The sequence below is a fragment of the Aureimonas phyllosphaerae genome (genome assembly GCF_047943035.1).
Lineage (GTDB): Bacteria > Pseudomonadota > Alphaproteobacteria > Rhizobiales > Rhizobiaceae > Aureimonas > Aureimonas phyllosphaerae.
The window spans coordinates 3702586-3722001 of sequence record NZ_CP181348.1; the positions used below are offsets into that span (position 1 = coordinate 3702586).

Here is a 19416-nt window from a genome sequence, read left to right on the forward strand (position 1 = left end):
TTCATTCTGCGGCGTTGCGATCGCCGGTGTCGCCGAGCGGCGGCATGTTGTGGCCGAGGAGGCGTAGCACTTCGGCCGCCGCCTCCACGAGATTGGTGCCGGGTCCGAAGATCGCGTGGACACCGGCGCGGCGAAGCGCGTCGTAGTCCTGCGCCGGGATGACGCCGCCGGCCACGACCTTGATGTCGGAGCGGCCGAGTTCGCCGAGGCGCGCGATCAGGTCCGGGATCAGCGTCTTGTGGCCGGCCGCCAGTGACGAGGCGCCGACGATATCGACCTCGCGCTCCACCGCGAGAGCCGCGGCCTCGTCCGGCGTCTGGAACAGGGGGCCCGGCACGATCTCGAAGCCGAGATCGCCGAACATCGAGGACACGAGGTTTGCGCCGCGATCGTGCCCATCCTGCCCCATCTTGGCGACCAGCATGCGCGGCCGACGCCCGAGGCGCCGCTCCGTCGCCGCCACGGCGTCCGTCAGCCGCGTCCAGCGGGGATCGTCGGCGTAGGCTCCGCCATAGACGCCGCTGACCGGCCGAGGCTGCGTGTCGTAGCGACCGAAGACGTCCTCCATCGCAGCCGAGATTTCACCGAGCGTCGCGCGGGCCCTCGCGCACGCGACGGCGAGTTCGAGAAGGTTGCCGCGTCCCGACGCCCCCTCGCGCAAGGCATCGAGCGCCGCCCTGACGGCCTCGGCGTCGCGCTCGGCCTTGACCCTTTGGATCCGCGCGACCTGCGCCTCGCGGACGGCATGGTTGTCGACGTCGAGGATCTCGATCGGCGCCTCGGCCTCCAGCCGATAGCGATTGACGCCGACGATCACGTCCTCGCCGCGATCGACCCGAGCGGCCTTCGCTGCCGCCGCTTCCTCGATCATCGCCTTCGGCCAGCCGGCCGCGACGGCCTTGGCCATTCCGCCCTCAGCACGGATGCGCTCGATGAGCGCCCACGCGCCGTCCACGAGCGCCTTGGTCAGGCTCTCGACATAGTAGGAACCGCCGAGCGGATCGACGACCCTCGTCATGCCCGTCTCCTCCTGCAGCACGAGCTGCGTGTTGCGGGCGATGCGGGCGGAGAAGTCGGTCGGCAGCGCGATCGCCTCGTCGAGCGCGTTGGTGTGGAGCGACTGCGTGCCGCCGAGCATCGCGGCCATCGCCTCGATCGTGGTGCGCATGACGTTGTTGTACGGGTCCTGCTCTGTCAGCGAGACGCCCGACGTCTGGCAATGCGTGCGCAGCATCTTGGAGCGCTCGTCCCGCGCCCCGAGTTCGGTCATCGCCCGGTGCCACAGGACGCGGGCGGCGCGCAGCTTGGCGACTTCCATGAAGAAGTTCATGCCGATCGCGAAGAAGAAGCTCAAACGCCCCGCAAATGCATCGATATCGAGCCCCGACGCCACGCCGTAGCGCACGTATTCCATGCCGTCGGCGATGGTGAAGGCAAGCTCCTGGAGCTGCGTCGCCCCGGCTTCCTGCATATGGTAGCCGGAGATCGAGATCGAGTTAAACTTCGGCATCTCGCGGCTCGTGTAGGCGAAGATGTCCGAGACGATCCGCATCGAGGGTTCGGGCGGATAGATATATGTGTTGCGGACCATGAACTCCTTGAGGATGTCGTTCTGGATGGTCCCGTCGAGCCGGTCGCGTGGCACGCCCTGCTCCTCCCCCGCGACAATGAAGAAGGCGAGTACCGGGATCACCGCCCCATTCATCGTCATCGAAACCGACATCTCTCCCAAGGGAATGCCGTCGAAGAGGATCTTCATGTCCTCAACCGTGTCGATCGCGACGCCCGCCTTGCCGACGTCGCCGACGACGCGGGGGTGATCCGAATCGTAGCCGCGATGGGTGGCCAGGTCGAAGGCGACCGACAGGCCCTTCTGGCCCGCCGCGAGATTGCGGCGATAGAAGGCGTTGGACTCTTCGGCGGTCGAAAACCCGGCATATTGCCTGATCGTCCAGGGGCGCCCGGCATACATCGAAGCGCGCACGCCGCGTGTGAAAGGCGCGAAGCCCGGCAGGCCGGGATCCCAGCCGGCGACGTCCTCGGCGGTGTAGAGAGGCTTGACCGTGATACCCTCGGGCGTCTCCCAGTCGAGATCGCGGCCCTTCACCTCGCGCGCCGCCAGCGCGTCCCAGTCCCGCAGCGAAGGCCGCTCAGTGTCCGCCATCGGGGGCCTCCATGAGTTCGATCAGAACGCCGCCCATGTCGCGCGGGTGCAGGAAGACGATCCGCGTCCCGTGGGCGCCGATGCGCGGGGGTCCGAGCGCGCGGACGCCTCGGGATGCAAGGTCCGCGATGGCGGCATCGAGATCGGCGACCTCGAAACAGAGATGGTGCTGCCCGCCGGCCGGATTGCGCTGGAGAAAACCGGCGACCGGCGAGGCGTCGTCCAGCGGTTCGATGAGTTCGACCTGCGTGTTCCCGGCGTCGACGAAGCAGACCTTCACGCCCTGCTCGGGCAGATCGAAGGGCGTGCCGACCGCTGCCTCTCCGAAAAGCGCGGCGTAGTGCTCGCCCGCGCGCGCGATCGAAGGCGTCGCCACCCCGACATGATTCAGGCGTCCGAACATCGCGGGGCCTCCCGTCCCTTTGCCGTTCATAGCGGAATGTTGTCGTGCTTCTTCCAGGGATTCTGCAACTGCTTGCCCCGCAGCTTGCGCAGGCCCAGCGCCACACGCCGACGGGTGGAATGCGGCATGATCACCTCGTCGACGAACCCCTTGGACGCCGCGACGAACGGGTTGGCGAAGCGGCTCTCGTATTCCGCCGTACGGGTCGCGATCTCCTCGGCGCTTCGGCCGCGGAAGATGATCTCGACCGCGCCCTTCGCGCCCATCACCGCGATCTCGGCGGTGGGCCACGCGTAGTTCAGGTCGCCGCGCAGGTGCTTGGACGCCATCACGTCGTAGGCGCCGCCATAGGCCTTCCGGGTGATGACAGTGATCTTCGGCACCGTCGCCTCGGCATAGGCGAAGAGGAGCTTCGCCCCGTGCTTGATGATGCCGTTGTGCTCCTGCGCGACGCCCGGCAGGAAGCCCGGCACGTCGACGAAGGTGACGATCGGGATTTCGAACGCGTCGCAGAAGCGCACGAAGCGCGCCGCCTTCTTCGAGGCCGCGATGTCGAGGCAGCCCGCGAGGACCATCGGCTGGTTGGCCACGAGCCCGATCGTGCGCCCTTCGATGCGCCCGAACCCGACGATGATGTTGCCCGCATGGTTCGGCTGGATTTCGAAGAACTCGCCCTCGTCGACGACTTTTGAGACCAGCTCGTGCATATCGTAGGGCTGGTTGGCGCTCGGCGGGATCAGTGTGTCGAGGCTCGGCTCCAGACGGTCGAACGGGTCGGGGCTCGGGCGCTCGGGCACCCCCGTCCGGTTCGAGGCGGGCAGGAAACCCATGAAGTCGCGCGCGGCGAGCAGCACCTCGATGTCGTTCTCGAAGGCGCAGTCGGCGACCGAGGATTTCGTCGTGTGCGTCACCGCGCCGCCGAGATCCTCCTGGCTCACCACCTCGTTGGTCACCGTCTTCACGACGTCCGGGCCGGTGACGAACATGTAGCTCGAATCCTTCACCATGAAGATGAAGTCGGTCATCGCCGGTGAATAGACGGCGCCGCCCGCGCACGGCCCCATCACGAGGCTGAGTTGCGGCACGACGCCGGACGCCAGCACGTTGCGCTGGAACACCTCGGCATAGCCGCCGAGCGAAGCCACGCCTTCCTGGATGCGCGCGCCGCCCGAATCGTTCAGCCCGATCACCGGCGCGCCGACCTTCAGCGCCATGTCCATGATCTTGCAGATCTTAGCCGCGTGGCGCTCCGAGAGCGAACCGCCGAACACCGTAAAGTCCTGGCTGAAGACGAAGACCAGCCGGCCATTGATCGTGCCCGATCCCGTAACGACCCCGTCGCCGGGTACGATCTGCGTTTCCATGCCGAAGTCGGTGCAGTTGTGCTCGACGAACATGTCGAGCTCCTCGAACGAACCTTCGTCGAGCAGGACGTCGAGGCGTTCGCGCGCCGTGAGCTTGCCCTTGGCGTGCTGCGCCGCGACGCGGCGTTCGCCGCCGCCCTCGCGCGCGGCGGCGCGGCGGCGTTCGAGTTCCTCAATCGTCGACGACATGCACGGCCTCCCTTTACCGCGACAGGATGGAGGAAGGGACGGGCCCGCTGCAACCGCCGTCTCGCGTCGGACACGGGCTTTCGCACATTCCGGCAAGCGAGGCATCGGCGACCCACGACGCGGCGAAGCGCCACGCTGCCTCGGTCGCGTTCAGCCGATCCGGGAACCGAACTCAGCCGCACGGCCGAGACTGGCCAACTGCCGGACGGCCAGCATCTGCAGGCCCTTGGCAGCGGCTCGGGAAGCGATCGCGTGCATGGGTCGGAGCCCAGCGCCTCCCGACATTGTGTGCCGCGACCGGATGACGACGCGCGTGCTGCCGGTAGCCGGCGGCGCAATCTGGATTAGTTACAAACTGCAGCGATGCCAGCGCATCACCGTCCGGGTGGAGCGCGATGGCATCGATCCCTTGCGTTCAGGCCCCCGATCCGCCGACCGGCAACGGCGAATCGCGTTGGGTCTCCCGTTGCGCCCCACCGAAGAGCCTCGCGAACCATGTCGAGATTCCCCGACCTTGAACTGAACCGGCGGCAGCTCATGTCCGGCGTGACGGCGACCGCCGCGCTCGGCGCCCTGCCCGCCTCCGCGCTGGCGCAGTCGTCCGCGACGAGCGGCGCGGCTGCGGACGCCGCGATCACGGCGCCTGTCGCCTTCACCGTCAACGGCGAACGGCGTGAGCTCGACCTCGATCTGCACACCACGCTCCTCGATGCGTTGCGTGAGCATATCAAGCTCACCGGCACGAAGAAGGGCTGCGACCACGGCCAGTGCGGCGCCTGCACCGTGATGGTCAACGGCCGGCGCATCAACGCCTGCCTGACGCTCGCGGTGCTGCACGAGGGCGACGAGATCACGACGATCGAGGGCCTCGGGACCCCCGACAACCTGCACCCGATGCAGGAGGCCTTCCTGAAGCACGACGGCTACCAGTGCGGCTACTGCACGCCGGGTCAGATCTGCTCGGCAGTCGGCGTCCTCGAAGAGGTCAAGGCCGGCATTCCGAGCCATGTCACCGCCGATCTCAACGGTTCGATGGAAGCCACGAACGAAGAAATGCGCGAGCGCATGAGCGGCAACATCTGCCGCTGCGGCGCCTATTCCAACATCGCCGACGCCATGGCCGAAGTCGCCGGGAGGCCCGCATGAAGTCCTTCACCTTCGAGCGCGCCAACTCCCCGGCGGAAGCCGCCAAGGCTGCGGCGGCCCGGCCCGACGCCAAGTTCATCGCCGGCGGCACCAATCTCCTCGACCTGATGAAGCTTGAGATCGAGGCGCCACGCCATCTCATCGACGTCAACCGGCTCGGCCTCGACACGATCGAGGCGACCGAGGACGGCGGCCTTCGCATCGGCGCGCTCGTGCGCAACACCGACATGGCCGCCGACGAGCGCGTGCGGCGCGACTACGGCGTGCTGACGCGGGCGGTTGTGGCGGGTGCGTCCGGCCAGCTGCGCAACAAGGCGACGACGGCCGGCAACCTCCTCCAGCGCACGCGCTGCCCCTACTTCTACGACACCAACATGGCCTGCAACAAACGCCAGCCGGGCGCCGGCTGCGCCGCGATCGAGGGCTATTCGCGTCTTCTCGGCGTCGTCGGCGTCAGCGACGCCTGCATCGCCACCAACCCGTCCGACATGAATGTCGCGCTCAGCGTCCTCGACGCCTCGGTCGAAACCGTGAAGCCTGACGGGGCGACCCGCACCATCGCGTTCGCCGACTTCCACCGACTGCCCGGCGACACGCCGGAGGTCGAGACCGCGCTGGAGGCGGGCGAGTTCGTCACCGCGGTCACCCTGCCCGCGCCGCTCGGCGGCAAGCACATCTACCGCAAGGTTCGCGACCGCGCGTCCTATGCCTTCGCCGTCGTCTCGGTCGCGGCGGTGATCCAGCCGGACGGCACGGGGCGCGTGGCGATCGGCGGTGTCGCGCCGCGGCCCTGGCGCGTCGCGGAAGCCGACGCGCGGCTGCGCGAGGGCGCCAAGCCAGCCGCCGCGCGGCTCTTCGCCGATGCCAGGACCACCGAGCACAACGCCTTCAAGATTCCGCTGACCGAGCGCACGCTCGGCGCCGTGCTGACCGAAGCGAGGAGCTGATCCGATGAAGTTCGACACCCCCGCCGGCACCAATCCGATCGACCGGGAACGCGTCGTCGGTCAGCCGCACGAGCGCATCGACGGTCGCCTGAAGGTGACGGGCACCGCGCCCTACGCCTACGAGCACCACGACGTCGCCGAGAACGTCGCCTACGGTTACGTCGTGGGCTCCGCCATCGCCAAGGGACGCATCACGCGCCTCGACTCGACGGTCGCCCGGCGCGCGCCGGGCGTCGTCGCGATCGTCACCCACGAGAACGCCGGAGAACTCGGCAAGGGCGACAAGAACACCGCCAAGCTCCTCGGCGGGCCCGAAGTGCAGCACTACCATCAGGCGGTCGCGGTCGTCGTTGCCGAGACCTTCGAGCAGGCCCGCGCCGCGGCCATGATGCTCGACATCGCCTATGAGAGCGCCGACGGCGCCTTTGACCTCGCGGCCGCCAAGGACACCGCGCCCGACGCGCCGTCGACCGAAGAGTCGCCGACCCAGACCGGCGCGGGCGATTTCGCGAGCGCCTTCGCCTCAGCGCCCGTCAAGTTCGACCAAAGCTACACGACGCCCGACCAGAGCCACGCGATGATGGAGCCGCACGCGTCGCTCGCCGAATGGAATGGTGACAGCGTCACCGTCTGGACCTCCAACCAGATGATCGCTTGGGGCTCGGCCGATCTTGCCAAGACGCTGAAGATCGCGCCGGAGAAGGTGCGCATCGTCTCGCCCTTCATCGGCGGCGGCTTCGGCGGCAAGCTGTTCCTGCGGGCGGATGCCGTGATGGCGGCGCTCGGCGCGAAGGCGGCGGGGCGCCCGGTCAAGGTCGCACTGTCCCGGCCGATGATGGCCAACAACACGACGCACCGCCCCGCCACGATCCAGCGCGTGCGGATCGGCGCGGAGCGCGACGGCAAGATCACGGCGATCGCGCACGAAAGCTGGTCGGGCGATCTGGAGGGCGGCCAGCCGGAGGTCGCCACGCAGCAGACGCGGCTTCTCTATGCCGGCGCCAACCGGATGACGTCGCTGAAGCTCGCCGTTCTCGACCTGCCGGAAGGCAACGCCATGCGCGCGCCCGGCGAGGCGCCCGGCCTGATGGCGCTGGAGGTCGCGATGGACGAACTCGCCGAGCAACTCGGCCAGGACCCCGTCCAGTTCCGCATCCTGAACGACACGCAGGTCGACCCCGAGGATCCGTCGCGTCCCTTCTCGCAGCGTCGTCTCGCGGACTGCTTCCGCCAGGGCGCGGAAAAGTTCGGGTGGAGTGCGCGCAATGCCCGGCCCGCGCAGGTCCGCGACGGCCGCTGGATGGTCGGCATGGGCGTCGCGAGCGCCTTCCGCAACAACATGAACATGGATTCGGGCGCCCGCGCCCGACTGGGCCGCGACGGCGTGGTAACGGTCGAGACCGACATGACCGACATCGGCACCGGCTCCTACACGATCATCGCGCAGACGGCGGCGGAGATGATGGGCCTGCCGCTCGACAAGGTGCAGGTCACGCTCGGCGACTCGATGTTCCCGGTCTCCGCCGGGTCCGGCGGCCAGTGGGGTGCCAACTCCTCGACGGCCGGCGTCTATGCTGCCTGCGTCAAGCTGCGCGAGGCGATCGCCGGCAAGCTCGGCCTCGACCCGTCGACCGCCGAGTTCGCGGACGGGATGGTGCGCGCGGGCGACCGGCAGGTGCCAATTGCCGATGCAGCCAGTGAGGGTGAGATCGTCGCCGAGGACAAGATCGAGTTCTCGAAGGAGATGATGAAGAACAAGCAGCAGTCGACCTTCGGCGCCCATTTCGTGGAAGTCGGAGTCGACATGGCGACGGCCGAGGTCCGCGTACGCCGCATGCTTGCGGTCTGCGCGGCCGGGCGCATCCTCAATCCCCTCACCGCCCGCAGCCAGGTCATCGGCGGCATGACAATGGGCGTCGGCGGCGCGCTGATGGAGGATCTCGTCGTCGACAAGCGGCACGGTCTCTTCATCAACCACGATCTCGCCGGCTACGAGGTGCCGGTTCATGCCGACATTCCGCATCAAGAGGTCGTGTTCCTCGACGAGACCGACCCCGACGTCTCGCCGATGAAGGCGAAGGGTGTCGGCGAACTCGGGCTCTGCGGCGTCTCGGCGGCGATCGCCAACGCGATTCACAACGCCACCGGCATCCGGGTTCGCGACTATCCGATCACCCTCGACAAGCTGATCGAGGACCTGCCGGACGTCGCCTGAACGACCATCGGCGGCGGGCGTGGAGCCTCACGGTTCCGCGTCCGCCGTTGCAATGTTTGATCCGGCCGGCGCTTTCGGACGGGACGCGGCGTCGCGCGCACCCTACAACCGGAAGGGTCCCAGACGATCCCGATTCCTTCCCGTTCCGCTTCCTTGTCCGATACCGCTCCGCTCCTTCGCCCGTTCCGCAGCGCCGACTTCCGCCTCCTCTGGTCCGCGGTTCTCGCCTCCAACCTCGGCGGGCTGATCCAGGCGGTCGGCGCCGGGTGGATGATGGCGAGCATCGCGACGTCGGACGACATGGTCGCGCTGGTGCAGACCGCGACCACGCTGCCGATCATGATCTTCTCGCTGGCGGCTGGGGCTCTCGCCGACAGCTACGACCGGCGACGGGTGATGCTGGTCGCGCAGAGCCTGATGATGGGGGCGTCGGTCGCACTGGCCGCGCTGACCATCCAGGGCTGGATGACGCCCTGGCTACTTCTCTTATTCACCTTCCTGATCGGCTGCGGCACGGCGCTCCACAACCCGTCTTGGCAAGCCTCAATCGGCGATCTCGTCAGCCGGTCCGACATCCCGTCGGCCGTGACGCTGAACAGCATGGCTTTCAACCTGATGCGCAGCATCGGTCCGGCCATCGGCGGCCTGATCGTCGCATCGGTCGGCGCGGCCGGCGCCTTCGCCTTGAACGCGGTCAGCTACATTCCCCTAATCGCGGCGCTCGGCCGGTGGGGCTACCGGCGCCAACCCTCGACACTGCCGCGCGAGACATTTCGCCATGCGATGTCGGCGGGCCTTCGCTTCGTCGCGATGTCGCCGAACCTTCTCACCGTGATCGGCCGGGCCTTCCTGTTCGGTGTCGGCGCGGTGTCCGTTCTGGCGCTGCTGCCGCTCGTCGCGCGCGACCTCGTCGCCGGCAATGCGGCGACCTTCGGCCTCCTCCTCGGCTGCTTCGGTGTGGGCGCGATCGGTGGCGCGCTGCTCTCGACGCGGCTGCGCAGCGCATTGTCGAGCGAGATGATCGCGCGGATCGGCTTCCTCACATTCGCGCTGAGCGCCGTGGTGGTGGCATGGAGCCGCCAGACTTGGCTGACGGGCCTCGCGCTGATGCCCGCCGGCGCCGCCTGGGTGCTTACGCTCTCCCTCTTCAACGTGACGGTTCAGCTGTCGACGCCGCGCTGGGTGGTCGGCCGCGCGCTGTCGATCTATCAGACAGCGACCTTCGGTGGCATGGCGCTCGGCAGCTGGATCTGGGGCCTCATCGCGGATGCCTACGACCCCTCGTCCGCGCTCCTCGCATCAAGCGCGGTTCTCGCGACGGGCGCCGCGGTCGGCCTGCGCTTCGGCATCCCCGCGCTCGTCGCGCTCGACCTCGACCCGCTGGACCGGTTCAAGGAGCCGGAACTGCGCCTGGACCTTCGCTCGCGCAGCGGCCCGATCATGGTGCTGGTCGACTACGAGATCGCGGCCGAAGACGTGCAGGCCTTTCTCGCCGTCATGGCGGAGCGACGGCGCGTGCGCATCCGTGACGGCGCCCGGCAATGGTCGCTGCTGCGCGATCTTGAGAACCCGGAAATCTGGACCGAGACGTACCATGTGCCGACCTGGGTCGAGTACGTCCGACACAACACGCGGCGCACCAAGGCCGACGCCGACGTTTACGATCGCCTGCTGGCTCTCCACCGGGGCGCGAGCCGGCCGCGCGTCCACCGCATGATCGAGCGGCAGACGGTTCCAGTGATGGACGACACGCCGCTGAAGCCGCACCCCGAGGTGCCCTGAGACGTCGTCCGCCGCCGGACTAGCGCGGCGCCTTGCCCGGTGCCGGCCCCGCCAGCACTTTCCGGCGCGCGGCGGCCTTGCGGGTGTCGCGCTCGATCCGGGCATCGCGGTCCCGCTCGGCTTGAAGGCGCGCGGCTTTCAGGCGCTGCGTCTTCTCCTGCGTCGTCTCGGTCTTGTCGTCCGCACTCATCGTTCACCTCGCTTCGCCGAACCGCCCGCGGCTTTAGCACGCGCGATGGAGCGGACGGAGCGGGACGACGTTGATCGACCATGGAAGATGATTTCGCGCCGACCCATCGCACCATCCATTGCAACGGTCTGCGCCTTCACGTGGTGCAGGCGGGGCCGGCGAGCGGACCGCCGGTCGTTCTCCTGCACGGCTTTCCCGATTTCTGGATCGGCTGGCGTCCGCAGATGGAGGCGCTGGCGGAAGCCGGCTTTCGCGTCATCGTGCCCGACCAGCGTGGGTATAATCTCAGCGACAAGCCGAAGGGCGTCGGCGCCTATGCGTTGCCGAAGCTTGTCGGCGACGTCCTCGCCCTCTCGGACGCGCTGGGCCACGAACGCTTCGACCTCGTCGGCCATGATTGGGGTGGCATCGTCGCCTGGACGCTCGCCGCCAAGGCGCCGCATCGGCTCCGGCGGCTGGCGATCCTCAACGCCCCGCATCCGGAAGCGCTGTTTCCCCATGCCCTGCGATCCCCGACGCAGTTCCTGCGCAGTGGATATGCCGCATTCTTCCAGTTTTCGCTTCTGCCCGAGGCGGTGCTCGGCGCGCGCCGTTTCGCCGTGATGGTGCGCGCCCTTCGCCAAACCGGTCGGCCCGACGCCTTCACGTCCGCCGACCTCGATCTTTATCGAGAGGCCTGGAGCCGCCCTGGCGCGCTGACCGGAATGCTGAACTGGTATCGTGCGCTCCGCCTGCGACCGCGCGTGCAGGAACGCATCACCGTTCCGACGCTGATTCTTTGGGGTCTGCAGGATACCGCTCTGGAGCGTGGGCTCGCCGACCGGAGCCTGCGCTTCTGCGACGATGGGCGACTTGAGACCTTTCGGGACGCAACGCACTGGCTGCATCGCGAGGAGCCCGGACGCGTCAACGCGGCGCTTCTGTCGTTCCTGAAGTCCTGAAACCCTATCCCGCGATCCGCTGCGCCATCGCCTCGACCGTTCGGATGAGGGAAGCGGGAGGGTAGGGTTTGGCGAAGAACAGACCGTCCCGCGGAAGCTCCTCCGGCGAAACGTTGACGTGCCCGGATGCCACAATGATCGACATCGGCGGCCAGCGGTTGCGAACGGCGTGGGCGAGCTTCAGCCCGTCCATGGACCCTGGCATGTCGACGTCGGTGAAGAGGATGCGGATATCGTCGTGGCGCTCGAGCAGGCGGATCGCCTCGTCCGCGCTGGTCGCCCCGTAGGCCTTGAAACCGGCGTCCTCCACCATGTCCATCGCATCGAGGAGGAGAAGCGGCTCGTCCTCGACCACGAGGATGCCGATGCGGGATCTGTCGAACGGAATGGTCATGCGACGTCGTGCTCAGGAATGGTCGTGACGGTCCGCCGCCAGCGATCCGTCGAGTTGGTACACAAGCCCACGGGGGGCGAACTCGGTCTGCGCATGCCCTTGGAAATAGCCGGGAACAACCCTTTCCGTCAGGCGTGAACCAAAGCCGCGTCGATTCGGTTCCGAAACGGGCGGACCGCCTTCCTCACGCCACTCGAAGGAAAAGCGCTCCCCGTCGCCCACGTCCCAGGAAACGGCGATGTGGCCGCCGTCGGCCGAAAGGGCTCCGTACTTCGTGGCGTTGGTCGCCAGTTCATGGATCGCGAGCGCGAGGCCGAGCGCGTGCCGGGCGTCGAGATCGACGCATGGGCCCGCGAGGCGCAGGCGCGCAGGGTCGTCGACATGGGGCGCGATCGACGCCTCGACGATCGCCTTCACGTCGGACGCGGCCCAGTCCGTCGCCGTCAGCATGTCCTGCGCGCGCGCCAGCGCCTGGATCCGCGCCGACGCCATCGTAGCGGCTTCCTTCGGGTCGGTCGCGTTGCGCAGGCTCTGCGACACCACGGCCTGCACCATGGCAAGCGTGTTCTTCATGCGATGCGACAGCTCGCGCTGCAGCACCCGCTGCTGGCGCTGCTGCGCCTGGCTTTCCTCCAGATGCAGCTTCTGCTGCGCGAGGAGCTGCTGATTGATCGCACGCTCCGCCTCGAGCCGCCTGACCGCGCCATGCATCGCCTCGATCAACGCGATGTCGACCCCGACGACGAACAAATAGAAGGCCAGCGCGATGAGAACGGGCGTGCCGAGAGTGAAGCTGCCGAACGGGGGAATGAACCAGAACCAGGCCGACAGGCCGCAAGCGATGGCACAGACGAGACCCGGCCGCGGTCCCGCGAAGAACGCGGTGAGGATGACTGCCGGAAAGAACGTCAGGTACGGGAAGCCGGCCGGAAGGATATGGTCGAAGCCGAACCGCAGCCCCAAGGCCAGTCCGAACGCGACGCATGCAAGGCTCCAGGCGCTCAACGGGCTCGAGCGCACGCGCTTTGCCGCTTCGAATACCATGCGATGCCGGTCTCCCGCCTCTTCGTCGGGGCCCACTACCCGGTTCCGTGCCGAACTTCCACAACAACCCGCATAGCCGACGTCTTGTGTCCGGCGTTCGGCGGTCGGCGACACCGCTGGACGCCTCATTTTTCTACAAATATGATGGATTGAGGAACGCCATTCGTCGTCGAAGCGCGTTTCCTTGCCTAGCCTGATGCTCAGACCGACCGCTCGCCTCGTTTGGAGGCTTCCGGCAGTTGAAGGATCATGATGCCGCAAACGCCTGGATCGGAAATCGAGCTTTCCACCGAACTGCCTGGCCGAGGAGACGCTGCAAGGACGAGGGTATCCGGATGACGCATCATGTGATCATCGTCGGCGGCGGTGCGAGCGGCGTCCTGCTGGCCGCGCATCTCCTGCGACAGGCCAATCGGACCGACGTCACGATCGTCGAGCCGCGCTCGGGCATCGGCGAGGGTCTCGCCTATTCGACGAAGGATTCCTGTCATCTCCTCAACACGCGCGCGGCGAACATGAGCGCCTTCGACGACGACCCCCAGCACTTCTGGCGCTGGCTGGTCGAGAGCGGGGCGGCGACGGCCTGCGAACTCGAGGGAGCGTTCAGCTTCGCGCCGCGAAGTCGGTATCGCGACTATCTCGTCGACCTCGTCCGTCATTGGCTGCCCGGCAGCGGCGACGGGCGCCTGCGGGTGCTGCGCGACACCTGCATCGCGCTGGCGCAGACGCATCGCGGCGTGAGTGCCACGCTGGCGAGCGGCCTCAGCCTCACCGCCGATCGCGCGGTTCTGGCGATCGGTCACGCCGTCCCTGTCGGCCCCTCCCCCTACGATCCCGCCTGGTCTTCGCCGAAAGATCTGGGGATCGGGCCGGACGAGGACATCCTGGTCCTTGGCGCTGGCCTGTCGATGATCGACAAGCTCGCCTCGCTCCATGCGCGCGGCCATCGCGGCCGGGTCACCGCCCTGTCGCGTCGGGCGCTCCTGCCGCGCATCCATGCCGTCACCGCGCCGTTCCACCTCGATCCCGCTGATATCCCGCTCGGCACCGGGCCCGGCTACTTCCTTCGCTGGCTGAGGCGGACCGTGCGCTGGGCCGAGAGCGAGGGCCGCGACTGGCGCGAGGTCATGGATGCGGTGCGCCCGCATGCCAGTGCCATCTGGTCCGCCATGCCCGCCTCGGGCCGCGCTCGCTTCCTGCGCCACGGCCGGACGATGTGGGACGTCCATCGCCACCGGATGCCGCCCGCTCTCGCCGACCTGACGCATGAAGCGCTGTCGAGCGGCCTCCTCCGGCTTGTCGCCGGTCGGCTGGTGGACGAGCACGTGGACGGGGACCGCCACCACGTGCGCATTCGTCATCGCCGCGGCGACCATGAAACGCTGGTCGTCGACCGGATCATCGACTGCACCGGTATTCGGCGGCGACCGGACGCCGATGGAACCGGCCTCGTCACACAGCTGATCGAGAGCGGCATCGCGAGAATGGACCCCCTCGGCCTCGGGCTCGACGTCGCGGCCAACTGTGGGCTGGCCGATCGCTCCGGTACGGCATCCGGCCGGATTTTTGCGCTCGGTCCCGTCACAAAGGCACGCTTCTGGGAGATCACGGCGATACCGGACATTCGGGCACAGGCACGTCGCCTGGCGGCCGAACTTGCCTAGCGCCCGCGCATCCGTCCGTCGTGAGGAGCGTCCTCAGACACTCTCGTCGATCAGACGAGGATCCACCGAGCGGATATCCTGGAAGGCGAGACCGACGAGGTTTTCCATCGCCTGACGGGCCGCCTCGGGATCCCCGGCAGCGATCGCCGCAAGGACCTTGGCGTGCTCGGGCACCGGATCACGCGGCATCCGCCCGTCGCGCGCCTTGAATAGGGTGGTCCAGCGCACCGCGGCGGCGATGCCGCTTGCCAACGTGCCAAGAGCCTCGTTGCGCGTCGCCCGCAGGATGGTCTCGTGGAACAGGCGGTCCGCATTGCGCCCTTCCTCGACGCCAAGGCCGTGCCGTCCCATGAGTTCCAGCGCTGCCCGCAGTTCCGCGATGTCGGCACGCGTGTGGCGCTGCGCCGCCAACGCGGCGGCGGACGGCTCGACGATCTGCCGCAGTTCAAAGAGCTCGCGTACGAAGGCGGGCGTCGGCGGCCCGTTCTCGAAGATCCAGCGCAGGATGTCGGGGTCGAGGAAATTCCAGTTGCTGCGGGCGTTGACGCGCGTTCCGGCTTTCGGCCGGCTGCTGACGAGCCCTTTCGCCGCCAGAATGCGCACCGCCTCGCGATAGGCCGTGCGCGACACGCTAAGCCGTTCGCTGAAGTCGACCTCGTTGGCGAGAAGGTCGCCCGGCGCATAGGCGCCCGTCAGGATCGCGGTGCCGATCTCCTGCGCGATCGAGCCATGCAATCGCTGCGAGCGCCCCCTCGGCACTGCGCGTTCCGCTCGTTCGGTCTCGCTCACCGGCACTCGCACTCAACTCCCCAACGGGACGAATCGTCCGTCCAGCGATATGATCCATCCCCAAACCGCGAGTGGACCGCGAGTTGAACGACTTGGCAAGCCGGAGGACGGCTGCACAACCGATCCAGCGTAGCGTATTTCGAAACCTGTTGCCTTGACGGTGCGGGGGGGCCAAAGAAACGGAGCCGCGCTGCGATCGCCGGCCGCGACCAGGAACGAGTATGATCGAAGACAACCAGGCAGCTGCCGGAATCCATGCTTCGGACCAAATGCGGCTCGACGCGTCCCGCGGTCTTGCGATCCTGATCGTCGGAATGCACCGCAGCGGCACCTCGGCGCTCGCCGGCATGATGATGCGGCTCGGCATCGACGTTCCCGGCGACCTGATCCCAGCAGCCTTCGACAATCCGAAAGGTTTCTTCGAGAACCGCCGTTTCGTCGAGTTCGATGACCGGCTGCTCGGGGAACTCGGCTATCTCTATGACGACGCCGTCAGCATTCCGCACGCCGCATTCGCGGTCGCCAGAGAGGCTGGCGCGGTGGAGCGTCTGCGCCGGCTGGCGACGCTCGAACTCGGCGAGGCCGAGTCCGTCCTCATCAAGGATCCACGCATCTGCCGGCTTCTGCCGCTCTGGATCCCGGCGGTCGAGGCGACGGGCCGGGTGGTCGCGACCATTCACCCGCTGCGCCACCCGATGGAAGTCGCGCAGTCGCTGCAGAAGCGGAACGAGTTTCCGCTGGAGCAAGGCCTTCTTCTCTGGCTTTCGCACGTGCTGGCAGCCGAGCGCGACTCGCGCGGGCGCCCCCGCTCCTTCCTGATGTACGATGCCGTGATGCGCGACTGGCGTTCGGCCGCCAGCCGGATTGCCTCCGACATCGGCATCGAATGGCCCCGGTCCTTCGACGAGGTTGCCGCCGACATCGACGATTTCCTGTCCGGCGACATGCGCCATCACACCGCGCCCGAACGCATCGAGGCCGCGCCGGGCTCGCTGGAATGGCTGGTTGGGGACGTCTGGGACGCGCTCGCCGCCTTGATCGAGGAGCCCGCCTCGCCCCAGGCGATCGCCCGGCTCGACGCGGCATCGGAGACGCTGGCCGCGGCCGAAAACCTGTTCCGCGGCTATGTGAAGGGTGCCAACCGGCTCCTCGAGGCGCGCTACGATCGGATCGATTCGCTCGAGCAGCACGCCGCCCATATGGATCATGTGGTCGAGAGCCAGGCCAACGAGGCGGCACACCGGCTCGACGTCGAACGGGCCGAGACGGAACGCTGGCGCATCCATGCCGGCTTCCTGACCGAAGAGCGGGATGCGCTCGAACGGATGGGCCAGCAGCTTCGCGACGAGCGCGACCAGTTGTACGCCGCATGGCAGGCGACCCAGCAGAGCCTGCAGGCCGTCCTCGTTTCGTTCAGCTGGCGCGCCGGCGCGCCGCTGCGCCGCATGGCCGATCGGGTTTCGCCCGCCGCGCGCGCGCGCATCCGCTCTTCCGTCCGTCCAGCCGTACGGCTCCTGCGCGGCATCGCCAGCCCGCGCCGGCCGGCCCCACCCGCGATCGAGCGCGGCTCAGTCGCGCCGGAGGCCGGCGAGACGGGGGCGATCGAGGGTCCGATCCGCTCCTACTCCGAGGACGATCTGCGCACCGCCGAGGCGATCCTGCGCAGTCCCTATTTCGATGTGGCCTATTATGCCCGCGAGGCGGGCATCGGCCTCACCGGCCTCGACGCGGCGCTGCACTACGTGACGGTCGGCGAAGCCGCGCGTCGACGGCCGTCCTCCCGTTTCGACCCCCGCTTCTATGCACTGCGCTATCCTGACCTTGCGGAAGCGGTTCCGAACCTTCTGGCGCACTACGTGCTGCATGGCGCAACCGAGGGCCGCGCGGGCAGCTCGGCCGCCGCGTCGATGACCTTCCCCGAGGCGCATTTCGATCCAGCGCGCCGCACGGTCCTCGTCATTGCTCACGAGGCCTCGCGCACCGGCGCGCCGATCCTCGCCTGGAACATCGCCGACCGTTTTCACCGCACGCACAACGTCGTGACGCTGCTGATGGCGGGGGGCGAGTTCGAGGAAACCTTCGCGCGCGCGGCCGACGTGGCACTCGGCCCGGTCGGACGGCCCGCCTGCTTCGATCCGTTCGAAGCCGAGGCGGTGGTCGAAGAGATCGTCCGGCATTACCGGATCGACTTTGCGATCGCCAACAGCGTCGAGACCCGCCACTTCGCCGTGGCGCTCGAGCGCGCTGGCGTCCCCGTGATCGCCCTCGTCCACGAATTCTCGACTTACTATCGCCCGCCCGGCATGCTGCACGATCTCTACGAGACGGTGTCGCGGCTCGTCTTCCCGGCGCGCGTCGTCCACGAGGTCTCGCGGCTGGAATACGAGGCCGTGCGCAAGCGCGCCTGCGACATCGTTCCGCAGGGGCCCTCCGAGGTGCCCAAGGTCGCGAGCGCGAAGGCCAAGAACGCCGTCAACGATCCAAAGCTTCCCGGCATCCTCCGCCCGCCCGGCTTCGAGGACGCCTTCCTCGTGCTCGGCATGGGAACCGTGCAGCAGCGCAAGGGCGTCGATCTCTTCGTCGCCGCCGCGCTGGCCGCCCGCAACGCCGCCCCGGACCGCAAATTCCGTTTCCTCTGGATCGGCCACGGCTACAAGCCCGCCGAGGACTTGAACTTCTCGGTCTACGTTCAGGCGCAAATCGAGCTATCTGGTCTCGAGGACTGCCTCGACATCATCGACAACGTGGCGGACCTCGAGCCGGTCTACGAGCGGATGGACGCGCTGCTCCTGCCCTCGCGTCTCGATCCTCTGCCCAATGTCTCGATCGACGCGGCGCTGCGCGGCGTGCCGGTGGTCTGCTTCGACGGCGCGACCGGCATGTCCGACATCCTGGTCGAAGGCGAGGCCGCCCGCTCGCTCGTCGTGCCTCATCTCGACACGCATCTGGCCGGCGTCGAGATCGCGAAGCTGGCGACCGACCGCGCGCATTACGAGGCGGTGTCGGCGGATCTGACCGCCATCGCCCGGCGGACCTTCGACATGAACGTCTATGTCGGAAAGCTCGCCGATCTCGGGGAAGCGGCGATCGCCGGCGCGAGGGACGAGGCGCGCGATCGCGAGGCGATCGCGGCTGAACCCGACCTCTTCGACCGCGACTTCTTCACCGGCGAGGTGCTGACGACGCTCGACCGCGAGGCGGCGATCGCGCACTACGTCGCCGCGTCCGCCCGCCGGACACGCGGCGCGGCGCCCGAATCCTACGCCTATCCCCGCCGTCCGCTGCCCGGCTTCAACCCTTTGCGCTTCGAGGCGGACCACCCGGGCCTCCAGCGCGATCCGCTGGCGGAATATGCCGCGCTCGGACGCCCCGCAGGCCCTTGGTCGCATCCCGTCATCCGCGCGGATGCTCCGGCGGAAGCCGCGCCCACTCGCCTCAAGGTCATGCTTCACGGCCACTTCCACTATCCCGAGCTTCTGCCGGAATTTTTGAAGCGGCTCTCGGCCAACACGCTCGCCTGCGACCTCTTCCTCACCACCGATACGCCCGAAGCGCTCGCGGCGCTTCGGGGCGCGAGCCACAGCTATCGCAAAGGTCGCGTCGAACTCTTGGAAGTGCCGAACCGGGGACGCGACATCGCCCCCTTCCTCACCGCCCTCGGCCGCAGCACGCTCGGGGAGTACGATCTCGTCGGGCATCTGCACGGCAAGCGCAGCCTCCACACGCAGGGCGTCGACGCGACCTATGGCGAGCGCTGGCGCACCTTCCTGTGGGAGCACCTCCTCGGCGGCGCCCACCCGATGGCCGATCGCGTCGCGGCAGCCTTCGCTCGCGACGCGCGGCTGGGTCTCGTCTTCCCGGAAGACCCCAACCTCGTCGGCTGGGACGGCAGCCGGAAGGCGGCGGAGGATCTCGCATCGCGGATGGGCGTCGCCCTGCCCCTGCCCCATGCGTTCGACTTCCCGAACGGTACGATGTTCTGGGCCCGGCCGGCCGCGCTGGAGCCGCTCTTCAAGCTCGGCCTGAGCGTCGAGGACTACCCGTCGGAGCCGCTGCCGAAGGACGGAACGCTGCTGCACGCGCTGGAGCGCCTCCTGCCCTTCGCGGCGGAAAAGGCGGGCTACACGATCGCGACGACGCTCGTGCGGGGCTCGGTGCGCTAGGACGATCGGGAGATGAGGGTT

The 19416-nt window shown here is 68.2% G+C and carries 14 protein-coding genes; 7 read left to right on the forward strand and 7 right to left on the reverse strand.

Going from position 1 to position 19416, the window contains the following annotated elements:
* Nucleotide 1: 1 nt before the first annotated feature.
* The 3 genes from scpA to ACLNGM_RS17695 are packed head-to-tail and all read right to left on the reverse strand — an operon-like array spanning nt 2 to nt 4120.
* Complete coding sequence (scpA, locus tag ACLNGM_RS17685) at nt 2-2164, reverse strand: methylmalonyl-CoA mutase (RefSeq protein WP_416355937.1); 2163 nt, start codon at nt 2162-2164, stop codon at nt 2-4.
* Nucleotides 2151-2567, reverse strand: coding sequence for a methylmalonyl-CoA epimerase (gene mce, locus ACLNGM_RS17690; protein ID WP_416355938.1), 417 nt, complete (start codon nt 2565-2567; stop codon nt 2151-2153). Before mce ends, scpA begins: the two co-directional genes overlap by 14 nt.
* A 26-nt stretch (nt 2568-2593) precedes the next feature.
* A complete protein-coding gene (locus ACLNGM_RS17695) occupies nt 2594-4120 on the reverse strand; it encodes an acyl-CoA carboxylase subunit beta (protein ID WP_416355939.1) in 1527 nt (508 codons plus the stop codon).
* A 495-nt stretch (nt 4121-4615) separates the two neighbouring features.
* Between ACLNGM_RS17695 and paoA the strand changes: the two genes are divergently transcribed.
* The 4 genes from paoA to ACLNGM_RS17715 all read left to right on the forward strand — a co-directional run bounded on the left by paoA (nt 4616) and on the right by ACLNGM_RS17715 (nt 10210).
* Complete coding sequence (gene paoA, locus ACLNGM_RS17700) at nt 4616-5266, forward strand: aldehyde dehydrogenase iron-sulfur subunit PaoA (RefSeq protein ID WP_416355940.1); 651 nt, start codon at nt 4616-4618, stop codon at nt 5264-5266.
* Nucleotides 5263-6213 (forward strand): FAD binding domain-containing protein, encoded by a 951-nt coding sequence (locus ACLNGM_RS17705; protein WP_416355941.1) that lies wholly within the window; start codon nt 5263-5265, stop codon nt 6211-6213. Before paoA ends, ACLNGM_RS17705 begins: the two co-directional genes overlap by 4 nt.
* Before the next feature lie 4 nt (nt 6214-6217).
* Nucleotides 6218-8428, forward strand: a complete 2211-nt coding sequence (gene paoC / locus ACLNGM_RS17710; RefSeq protein WP_416355942.1) for an aldehyde oxidoreductase molybdenum-binding subunit PaoC — start codon at nt 6218-6220, stop codon at nt 8426-8428.
* A gap of 153 nt (nt 8429-8581) precedes the next feature.
* Entirely contained in the window at nt 8582-10210 is a 1629-nt protein-coding gene (locus ACLNGM_RS17715) for an MFS transporter (RefSeq protein ID WP_416355943.1), read from the forward strand.
* 19 nt (nt 10211-10229) lie between these two features.
* Here the strand turns inward: ACLNGM_RS17715 and ACLNGM_RS17720 are convergent, their stop codons facing one another.
* Nucleotides 10230-10400, reverse strand: coding sequence for a hypothetical protein (locus tag ACLNGM_RS17720; RefSeq protein ID WP_175526714.1), 171 nt, complete (start codon nt 10398-10400; stop codon nt 10230-10232).
* An 80-nt stretch (nt 10401-10480) separates the two neighbouring features.
* On the opposite strand from ACLNGM_RS17720, the gene ACLNGM_RS17725 reads away from it, so the two are divergent.
* A complete protein-coding gene (locus tag ACLNGM_RS17725; RefSeq protein ID WP_416355944.1) occupies nt 10481-11341 on the forward strand; it encodes an alpha/beta fold hydrolase in 861 nt (286 codons plus the stop codon).
* Between the two features lie 4 nt (nt 11342-11345).
* On the opposite strand, the gene ACLNGM_RS17730 is transcribed toward ACLNGM_RS17725, so the two are convergent.
* Together ACLNGM_RS17730 and ACLNGM_RS17735 are read right to left on the reverse strand one after the other, a co-directional pair.
* Nucleotides 11346-11735 (reverse strand): response regulator, encoded by a 390-nt coding sequence (locus tag ACLNGM_RS17730; protein ID WP_416355945.1) that lies wholly within the window; start codon nt 11733-11735, stop codon nt 11346-11348.
* Between the two features lie 12 nt (nt 11736-11747).
* On the reverse strand, nt 11748-12779 hold the full coding sequence (locus ACLNGM_RS17735; RefSeq protein ID WP_416355946.1) for a sensor histidine kinase: 1032 nt from the start codon (nt 12777-12779) through the stop codon (nt 11748-11750).
* Nucleotides 12780-13114: 335 nt separating this feature from the next.
* Between ACLNGM_RS17735 and ACLNGM_RS17740 the strand changes: the two genes are divergently transcribed.
* Complete coding sequence (locus ACLNGM_RS17740) at nt 13115-14443, forward strand: FAD/NAD(P)-binding protein (protein ID WP_416355947.1); 1329 nt, start codon at nt 13115-13117, stop codon at nt 14441-14443.
* A 33-nt stretch (nt 14444-14476) separates the two neighbouring features.
* Here ACLNGM_RS17740 and ACLNGM_RS17745 read toward each other — a convergent pair whose 3' ends face one another.
* Entirely contained in the window at nt 14477-15232 is a 756-nt protein-coding gene (locus ACLNGM_RS17745) for a FadR/GntR family transcriptional regulator (protein WP_416355948.1), read from the reverse strand.
* 221 nt (nt 15233-15453) lie between these two features.
* Here ACLNGM_RS17745 and ACLNGM_RS17750 point away from each other — a divergent pair, with 221 nt between their 5' ends.
* Nucleotides 15454-19395, forward strand: coding sequence for a rhamnan synthesis F family protein (locus ACLNGM_RS17750; RefSeq protein ID WP_416355949.1), 3942 nt, complete (start codon nt 15454-15456; stop codon nt 19393-19395).
* The last annotated feature ends 21 nt before the right edge of the window (nt 19396-19416 follow it).

Bases quoted from the DNA above. Each gene is read 5' to 3' on its own strand.
- scpA (WP_416355937.1), bottom strand. From the start codon at position 2,164: ATGGCGGACACTGAGCGGCCTTCGCTGCGGGACTGGGACGCGCTGGCG.
- mce (WP_416355938.1), bottom strand. From the start codon at position 2,567: ATGTTCGGACGCCTGAATCATGTCGGGGTGGCGACGCCTTCGATCGCG.
- ACLNGM_RS17695 (WP_416355939.1), bottom strand. From the start codon at position 4,120: ATGTCGTCGACGATTGAGGAACTCGAACGCCGCCGCGCCGCCGCGCGC.
- paoA (WP_416355940.1), top strand. From the start codon at position 4,616: ATGTCGAGATTCCCCGACCTTGAACTGAACCGGCGGCAGCTCATGTCC.
- ACLNGM_RS17705 (WP_416355941.1), top strand. From the start codon at position 5,263: ATGAAGTCCTTCACCTTCGAGCGCGCCAACTCCCCGGCGGAAGCCGCC.
- paoC (WP_416355942.1), top strand. From the start codon at position 6,218: ATGAAGTTCGACACCCCCGCCGGCACCAATCCGATCGACCGGGAACGC.
- ACLNGM_RS17720 (WP_175526714.1), bottom strand. From the start codon at position 10,400: ATGAGTGCGGACGACAAGACCGAGACGACGCAGGAGAAGACGCAGCGC.
- ACLNGM_RS17725 (WP_416355944.1), top strand. From the start codon at position 10,481: ATGGAAGATGATTTCGCGCCGACCCATCGCACCATCCATTGCAACGGT.
- ACLNGM_RS17730 (WP_416355945.1), bottom strand. From the start codon at position 11,735: ATGACCATTCCGTTCGACAGATCCCGCATCGGCATCCTCGTGGTCGAG.
- ACLNGM_RS17735 (WP_416355946.1), bottom strand. From the start codon at position 12,779: ATGGTATTCGAAGCGGCAAAGCGCGTGCGCTCGAGCCCGTTGAGCGCC.
- ACLNGM_RS17740 (WP_416355947.1), top strand. From the start codon at position 13,115: ATGACGCATCATGTGATCATCGTCGGCGGCGGTGCGAGCGGCGTCCTG.
- ACLNGM_RS17750 (WP_416355949.1), top strand. From the start codon at position 15,454: ATGATCGAAGACAACCAGGCAGCTGCCGGAATCCATGCTTCGGACCAA.